Source organism: Nonomuraea sp. K271 (assembly GCF_009908215.1).
GTDB lineage: Bacteria > Actinomycetota > Actinomycetes > Streptosporangiales > Streptosporangiaceae > Nonomuraea > Nonomuraea longispora.
In genome coordinates this window covers 79681-87888 of the sequence record NZ_JAAAHR010000018.1, presented here as the reverse complement: position 1 = coordinate 87888, position 8208 = coordinate 79681, and the positions used below count along the sequence as shown (strand labels likewise).

General features: G+C 70.6%; 6 protein-coding genes. All 6 read right to left on the bottom strand.

The window, feature by feature from the left end; all coding sequences use genetic code 11:
- Nucleotides 1-48: 48 nt before the first annotated feature.
- Genes GUY59_RS09210 through GUY59_RS09185 form a run of 6 tightly spaced genes read right to left on the bottom strand, consistent with a single transcriptional unit; the run spans nucleotide 49 to nucleotide 8103 of the window.
- A complete protein-coding gene (locus tag GUY59_RS09210; RefSeq protein ID WP_138200999.1) occupies nucleotides 49-3186 on the bottom strand; it encodes an AfsR/SARP family transcriptional regulator in 3138 nt (1045 codons plus the stop codon).
- A 40-nt stretch (nucleotides 3187-3226) separates the two neighbouring features.
- Entirely contained in the window at nucleotides 3227-3589 is a 363-nt protein-coding gene (locus tag GUY59_RS09205; protein WP_138201000.1) for a nucleotide pyrophosphohydrolase, read from the bottom strand.
- A 53-nt stretch (nucleotides 3590-3642) separates the two neighbouring features.
- A complete protein-coding gene (locus GUY59_RS09200; RefSeq protein ID WP_138201001.1) occupies nucleotides 3643-5013 on the bottom strand; it encodes a glycoside hydrolase family 5 protein in 1371 nt (456 codons plus the stop codon).
- Nucleotides 5014-5015: 2 nt separating this feature from the next.
- Nucleotides 5016-5858: a carbohydrate ABC transporter permease gene (locus tag GUY59_RS09195; RefSeq protein WP_138201002.1), complete on the bottom strand. Its 843-nt coding sequence runs from the start codon at nucleotides 5856-5858 to the stop codon at nucleotides 5016-5018.
- The gene (locus tag GUY59_RS09190; protein ID WP_138201003.1) at nucleotides 5855-6814 is read right to left on the bottom strand and encodes a carbohydrate ABC transporter permease; all 960 of its coding nucleotides are present in this window, start codon (nucleotides 6812-6814) and stop codon (nucleotides 5855-5857) included. Before GUY59_RS09190 ends, GUY59_RS09195 begins: the two co-directional genes overlap by 4 nt.
- Entirely contained in the window at nucleotides 6811-8103 is a 1293-nt protein-coding gene (locus GUY59_RS09185) for an extracellular solute-binding protein (protein WP_138201004.1), read from the bottom strand. The genes GUY59_RS09190 and GUY59_RS09185 overlap by 4 nt, the downstream gene beginning before the upstream one ends.
- Nucleotides 8104-8208: the final 105 nt, after the last annotated feature.

Below are 8208 nucleotides of genomic sequence, written 5' to 3'. Positions count from 1 at the left end.
TTCTTGCACCGCCTCGCCACCCACCTCGCATGAGCACCGCCCCACCGGCTACCGCAGCAGGTCGTGCACGTCGTCCAGTTTGTACGCCGCCCCTTCCTCGTACGCCGCCGCGAACCCCTTCTCCCCCAGCGCCTCGCGCGCCCTGGCCGTGACCCGGTCGATCTCGACCTGCTCCGACGGCCCCGCGGGAGTCTGGTTGTGCCGCCTGGCCACGGCCGAGAGCCCCAGCAGCGCGGCGGCCCTGCCGGGCGACCGGGTGGCGGAGGCCGCTCCCTCGACGGCCCACGCCATCGTCCGGGGATCGCCGATTTTCGCGGCGGCGGCCAGCGCCTCCAGGTGCAGGTCGAGGGCGGCGGCCGGGTCGCCGCGCGTCTCCATGAGGAATCCCAGCTCGATCAGCGTGGACGGGACGTGCAGGGAGGGTTCGAGATCAGGGTCGCGCGGCACACCGTCGAGCAGGTGGAGCAGGTGCTCCTCGGCCAGGTCGAGCCGCCCGGCGCGGCGCGCGGCGAAGGCCAGGCCCATCCTGCCCATGGCCTCGCCCTCCTTGTAGCCCTGCTCGGCGGCGAGTCTCGTGGCGCGCTCGCAGATCTCGACGGCGCGGTCGTACTCGCCGCTGGAGAAGGCGATCCAGCCCAGCCACGCCGTCTGCGTGGCGACCTCCGTCCAGAGCCCGAGGTCCTCGGCCATCCGCAGGCCCTCGCCGAACAGCCGGTTCGCCCGCTCGGCGTCGTGGGCCATCTCGGCCTGGGAGGCCAGCCACTCGGTGGCCCGCAGCAGCCCCCAGCGGTCGCCCAGCTCGGTGAACAGCCGCGCGCTCTCCCCGGCGGTGCGTTCGAGCGCTTCCAGGTCGCGCTGGGTGAAGGCGTCCCTTGCCTGCCGGGTCAGCGCGGCGGCGACGCCCCACGTGTCGCCGACGGCCCGGAACGTGGCCAGCGCCCGGCCGGTGAGCTCCTGGCCGGCCGGCAGATCCCTGATGTGCAGGCCGACGAACAGCTCGGCCCTGGCCCGCGCGCCCGGGTCGTCGATCGCCGCCAGCGCGGGCTCGTACTCGACCTGTTCGCCCAGCATGAGCGCGAAGCCGACGTGCCAGGCGGCCGCCCTGGCCCTGGAGAGGGACGGCTCCCCTTCGATCGCCAGTGCCCGCGCGAGCGCCCGCCGGCCCTCGGCCAGCCTGCCGCGCAGGAACCAGTACCAGGCCAGCGCGTTGACAAGCCGGGCCGCACGCTCGCCGTCCTTCGCGGCGGCCGCCGTGTCCAGCGCAGCCCGCATGTTCGCCGCCTCGGCGTCCAGGCGCAGCAGCCGGTCGCGCTGCTCGTGGCCGTACAGCTCCGGCTCGGTCCGCTCGGCCAGCTCCAGGTAGTGGCGGAGGTGCGCGAGGCGTACCCGGTCGAGCTCGGCCGCGTCGGCAAGCCGGGCCACACAGTACGCGGACACCGACTCCAGCAGCCGGTACCGGACGCCCGCCGGAGCGTCGGCGACGACGACGAGCGAACGGTCGACGAGGCGGGCCAGCAGGTCGAGAACGTCGAGGCCGCGCTCCCCACAGACCGCCTCCGCGGACTCCAGGGTGCAGCCGTCGGCGTGCACGGCCAGACGGCGCAGGACGCGGCGTTCGTCGTCGGACAGCAGGTCCCAGCTCCAGTCGATCACCGCGGTGAGCGTGCGCTGCCTGGCGGGGGCGCCGCGCTGCCCCGAGGCCAGCAGCCGGAACCGGTCGTCGAGCCGGTCCACCACGCCCTGCACGCCGAGCGCCCGCACCCGGGTGGCGGCCAGTTCGAGGGCCAGCGGGATGCCGTCGAGCCGCCGGCACAGCTGGGCGATGGCCTGCGCGTTGCCCGCGTCGAGCGCGAAGCCGCGGGCGGAGGCGGCGGCCCTGGACACGAACAGCCTGACGGCGTCGGAGCAGGCCATGGCCGCCAGGTCCGCCCCTGCGGGCACGTCGAGCGGCGGCACGCTCCAGAGCACCTCGCCCGCCACGGCCAGCGGCTCCCTGCTGGTGGCCAGCACGCGAAGGTCGGGGCAGGCCCGCAGGAGCCGCTCCGCCAGGTCGGCTACCTGTTCGACCACGTGCTCGCAGTTGTCCAGGACGAGCAGCATCCGCCGTGGCCTCAGCGCGGCGGCCAGCTGCCCCACGGGGTCGGCGCCGGCGTCCTCCCTGATGTCGAGCGCCGCCATGACGGCCTCGGCCGGCGAGCGGGACGTCTGGTCGAGCGCGACCAGCCACGCGCCGTCGGCGAAGTCGTCCACGAGCCGGTCCGCCGCCTCCAGCGCCAGCCGGGTCTTGCCGACCCCGCCGGTGCCGGTGAGCGTCACCAGCCGCTCCTCCTCCGCCAGCGCGCACACCTCGGTCAGCGCCTGCTCCCGGCCGATCAGCCTGCCGACGGGGGCGGGCAGGTTCGTGACCGGGCGTTGCGCGGGCACGCTGAGCGCGGGGTCCTGGCCGAGGATCGCCTGGTGGAGCGCCACCAGCTCGGGGCCGGGGTCGAGGCCCAGCTCGTCGGCCAGCCGCTCGCGCAGCTCGGCGTACCCGGCCAGCGCCTCGCTCTGCCGCCCGGCCCGGTAGAGGGCCCGCATGTGCACGGCCCTCAGCCGCTCCCTGAGCGGGTGCCTGGCCACCAGGTCGCCCAGCTCGCCGACCAGCAGTCCGTGCTCGCCCAGTTCCAGCCGGGCCTCCGCGTGCTGCTCCAGCGCCGACAGCCGCTGCTCCTCCAGCCGGAGCACGGCCGCCCTCGTGTACTCCTCGTCGGCGAAGCCGGCGTACGCGGGCCCCCGCCACAATGCCAGCGCCTCGCCCAGCAGCCGCGCCCTGGCCCGCGCGCTGCCCGCCGCCTCGGCCCGGGCCAGCAGGCCGGCGAAGCGGACGGCGTCCACGGCCCTGTCGTCAGCGCTGTCGTCGGGACGCAGCAGATAGCCGGGGGCGCGGGAGACGATCAGGTTCTTGCCTCCGGGCTCGGCGTCCTCCAGCGCCTTGCGCAGCTGGGAGACGCGGACCTGGAGCGCACCCGCCGGGTTGGCCGGCGCGTCCTCGCCCCAGAGGTCGTCGACCAGCCGGTCGGCGGAGACCGGATGGCCCTCGTGGACGAGCAGGTCCACGAGGAGCGCGCGCACTTTGAGGCCGGGGATCGTGACGGTCTCACCGGCGTCCGTCCACACGGCCAGCGGCCCCAGCACCCCGAATCGCATGTTCGTCACCTTATGCGGGGGCAGGTGACCGCGGGGAGATTCAGGTGGCGCCCGGGGACGGTGGCGCTTTCCTGGCCGAACCGCGGTAGACGGCGGGGTCGTAGCGGCGGTCGTTGTCGTCGAGCTTGGCCCTGGCCGCCTCCACGAGGTCGACGCCCAGGACGTCGGCCAGGCGCACGAGGTAGAGGGTCACGTCGCCGAGTTCGGTGCGCATCCTGGCGAGCGCCTCGTCACCGGGGTTCCCGGACTGCTCGGCGGTGAGCCACTGGAACTCCGCCACCAGCTCCCCCACCTCGCCCGCGAGCGCCATCGCCAGGTTCTTCGGCGTGTGGAACTGCTCCCACTGCCTGACTTTCGCGAACTCCCGCAACCGTACGGCGAGGTCCTCCAGCTCCGTCGTCACGGAACAGGACCCTACCGACCCGGGCTCGCCCAGGCACAGGAGCTGACCGCTCGTCAGTGGGGTTCGAGGTTGTCGGAGAGCAGGTCGAGGAGGGGTTGGCGGCGGACGCAGCGGTCCAGGAGGAAGGAGTCGGCCAGGGCGGTCAGTTCCCCGTCGTCGAGCCCCCGGAACAGCTCGGCGTACTCCGGCAGCAGTGCCTGGGCCATGAGGACGTGCCGGATGAGGTCGTCGGTCTGGTAGCGGGCGCCCCACGGGTAGGGCTCCCAGCCGGGGAACTCCGTCTCGACCAGCGTGTGCAGCGGGGCCAGGACGTCGGCCGACTCCTCCATGGTGGAGCCCCAGCGGTCCACGCCCAGCCGCCGCTTCTTGGCGATGAAGTCGCCGAACCGGTCGATGTACGGCCCCGCGGCGTGCACCAGGCCCTGCAGTCCCACGTCCTTGTAGGTCCACAACGACCAGCCCGCCCCTTGGCCGTCGTAGATCTCCAGCTGGTCGCGCAGGATCTGGTAGCGCTGCGCGTCCACGTCGGGGTCGCCGGTGTAGACGGGGCCGAACTCGCCGACCCACAGGGGTGTGCCTGTTTCGCGCTGGAAGCGGGAGCGTCGGGCGAAGGTGCGTTCGAGCTCGTCACGGTCGCACCACTCGCCGCGGGTGTGGCCGGGGTACGGCCCGCCGTGGGCGAAGCCGGCGAGCGCGTAGTCGTGCAGGACGAACACCGTGTTCTCGTACATCTCCCGGAATATTGAGAAATCGGTGGCGTACGTGTTGCCGTCCAGGAACAGGATGTGCCGCGGGTCGGCGGCGCGCACGGCCTTGACCAGGCGGTCGTAGAAGGGGCCGATCACCTTGCCGGTGACGTCGCCCGGCTCGTTGACCGGGTTGTAGCCGGCCACCCATGGATGATCGCGGTAGTGGTCGGCGATGGCCTCCCACAGGTGCACGGCCCGGTCCTGGAAGTGGCGGTGCTGCCAGAACCCGGCCACGTGCGTCGGGTTGTCGGAGTGCCAGTGCTGGTTCTGGGAGCCGGGCAGGGCGTGCAGGTCGATGACGCTGTAGACGCCGCGCTCGCCGAGCAGCCCGATCACCCGGTCGAGGTGGCGAAAGCCCCGCGGGTCGATCTCGAAGGGCCGGTCGTCGGACTCCCAGTGGCGGTAGTTGACGGGGATGCGCACGCAGTTCATGCCCAGCCCGGCCAGCAGGTCGGCGTCCTGCTCGGTGAAGAACGACGCGAGCAGCCGGTCGAAGAACGACTCCGCCCGCTCCTCGCCCAGCACCGAGCGTACGGCGTGCCGCATCGAGCTCTCGTTGGCCGGATAACCGGTGATGAAGTTCTCCATGTTCATCCAGCCCCCGAGACCCACCCCGCGTAGTCGTACCGGCGTGTTGTCGTCCATGACGAGCTGGGTTCCGGACACGTGAAGCATGTTCACCCTTTCGTTGCACCAGCGGTGAGACCACCGACGAGGTGGCGTTCCGCGACGGCGTAGAACCCCAGCGCGGGCAGCATGGCCAGGACGAGGTAGGCGAGGATACGGGCGGTGTCGGAGGCGTACTGGCCCTGGAACTGCTGGATGCCCAGCGGCAGGGTCCAGCTCGACTCCTCGCTGAAGACCACGAGCGGCAACATGAAGTTGTTCCAGCTGCCCACGATGGCGAGGACGGAGACGGTGGCGATGGCGGGCCTGGCCATGGGCAGCAGGATGCGCCAGAAGAAGCCGAACGGGGAGCAGCCGTCGATGGTGGCCGCCTCCTCCAGTTCGCCGGGGATGCTGCGGAAGAACCCCCGCAGAATGATGATCGTCAGCGGCAGGCCGAAGGCGGCCTGGGTGAGGATGACGCCCATCGGGCTGTCCAGCAGCCCGAGTGTGCGCAGCAGGACGAAAATGGGCAAAATGGCCACCGCGAACGGGAACATCAGCCCGGCCGTGAACAACGTGAAGTACAGCTCCCTGCCGCGGAAGGCGAACCTCGCGAAGACGAACGCCGCCAGCGCCGAAAGGGCGACCGTCACCACGGTCGTGACAACGGCGATGAATGTGCTGTTCCACATCTGCAGCCAGAACGAGCCGGAGCCCAGCACGTCGGTGTAGTTGCCGGTCGCCCACGTCCGGGGCAGGCCGAAGGGGTTCGCGGACAGCTCGCTGTTCTGCTTGAACCCGCCGAGCACCGCGTAGACCACCGGGATCAGGATGAACGCGCCGACGATCCACGCGATCAGGTGGAGCGGCAGCGTGGTACGGCGCACGCGGGTCGCCTTGCCGTGGTTCATCGGCGGCCTCCCATGGACGTGGACGCGCCCTCAAGGTCGCGGCGCATGACGAAACGCTGGTAGGCGAGGGCGAAGACGAGGCTGAGCACGAACATCACGACGGAGATCGCGCTGGCGTAGCCGACCTGGGAGCGTTTGAAGCCCCACTCCATCATCGTGACGGCCATGGTCTCGGAGGAGTGCGACGGCCCTCCCCCGGTGAGGATCCACACGAGGTCGAACAGCTGGATCGTGTAGATGACGGACAGGAAGATGCTGATCCGGATGGTCGGGCCGAGCAGCGGCAGCGTGACGTGCCTGAACGTCTTCCAGCCCGTCGCGCCGTCGATCTGCGCCGCCTCGATGAGCTCGTTGGGGATGTTCTGCCGTCCCGCCAGGTAGATCATCATGTGGAACCCGAAGTACTTCCACGTCATGACGAGGAAGAGCGACGGCATCACCGTGTCGGGATTGGCCAGCCACTCCGACTCGATCCCGACCACCGACAACAACTGGTTCGCCATGCCCGCGTCCGGCGCGAGGATGAGCGAGAACAGCACGCCGGTGATCACCTCGGAGAGCACGTACGGCGCGAAGAACACGACCCGGTAGAGCGCCCGCCCGCGGATGCGCTGGTTCAGCAGCATCGCGATGGCCAGGGAGAACGGCAGTTGCACGCAGATCGAGAACACGACCAGCACCAGCAGGTGCCACAGGTCCTGCGCGAAGATCTCGCTGCCGAACAGGCGGGTGAAGTTGTCGATGCCGATGAAGTCGGTCGGCAGCCCGCCGAAGCCGTTCCACTTGAACGCGCTGGAGTAGACGGCCACCACCATGGGGGCCACGACGAGGAGGAGGAACAGGACGAGCGCCGGCAACAGGAACAGGGCGATGGTCACCCAGCGTCCGCGCCGCCTGGCGGCGGGGGCGGGGGCCGGAAGCTTGACCGCCTCCGGCCCTCTGGTGAGTGTCGTCATTCTTCGCTCTTGGCCACTTCTGTGATGTCCTGGGCGACCTCTTCGGGCGTCTTCGTGCCGCCGATGAGCTCGGCCACGCTGTCGTTGACCTGCTGACCGACGGCCGGCGGGTAGGCCTGGTCGAGATAGAGCTGGTAGCCGGCGGTCTCGGCGAGCAGGGTCGCCACCTGCTTGAGGTTGGCGTCCTTGACGGCGCTCTCCTCGCCCTTGAGCACGGGCAGCACGCCGCCCGCCTCGACGGCCTTCGAGTGGTTCTCCATCGCGGTCATGTACTTGACGAAGTCGACGGCCTCCTTGGGAGCGTCGACGCCCAAGGCCAGGCCACCGCCGCCGCCGAAGGCGTCGCCGATCGAGCCCTTGCCGCCTTCGACCGCGGGGAAGGGGAAGAAGCCGAGGTCGTCGCCGAGGCCCTCGCCGGCGTCCTCCTGCGTGGCCGGCGCCCACTGGCCCATCAGTTCCATGGCCGCCTTGCCGTTGCCCATCGTGGCCGCCTGGCCGTCAGGGGTGCCGTAGCCGGCGCCGAGGAAGCCCTTCTGGAACGGCTGCAGGTCCGCCAGCGCCTTGACCTGCTGCCCCGCGGCCACGAAGTCGGGTTTGGTGAAGTCGTGGTCGGTGGCCGCCTGCTTGAGCGCGTCCAGGCCGGCGATGCGCATGGCGAGGTAGGCCCAGTAGTAGTGGCCGGGCCACTTCTCCTTGCCGGCCAGGGCGATCGGGGTGATGCCCGCGGCCTTGAGCTTCTTGACGTCCTCGAGGAACGCCGACCAGGTGGCGGGCGGCTCGCTGATGCCGGCTTTCTCGAAAAGTTTCTTGTTGTACCAGAAACCCACCAGCCCGATGTCGGTCGGCAGACCGTACGTCTTGCCGTCGAACTGGTACGCGCTCAGCGCGGCCGGCGTGAACGTCGGCAGGACGTCGGCCACGTCGCCCGAGATGTCCTTGACCAGTCCCGCCTCGATCTGCTGCTGGAGCACGCCGCCGCCCCACGTCGCGAAGATGTCGGGCGCCTTGCCCGACTGGGTGATGGTCGTGAGCTTGGCCTTGTAGGCGTCGTTCTCCAGGACGGTGGCCTTGATGGTGACGTTCGGGTTCCTGGCCATGAACTCCTTGGCGCGCTGATCCCAGAGCGTCTTGAGCGGATCGGAGGTCGACAGGTGCCACCACTCGATCGTGACCTTGCCGGGCGAGCCGCCCTCGCCCCCGGGCGAGGCGGACTCTCCACCGCCGCCGCAGCCGGCCAGGAGTCCGGCGATGAGCACCGGGGCCGCGATCAGCACCACACTGCGTCGCATAGGGGTCCCTTCCTCAACAGTGTGAAATTTTCGTGAAACCCCCGATAGTTTCTTGCCTCGGAGCGTAAGTAAACGCCAGGTAAAGCGTCAACACCTCGGGCCCGA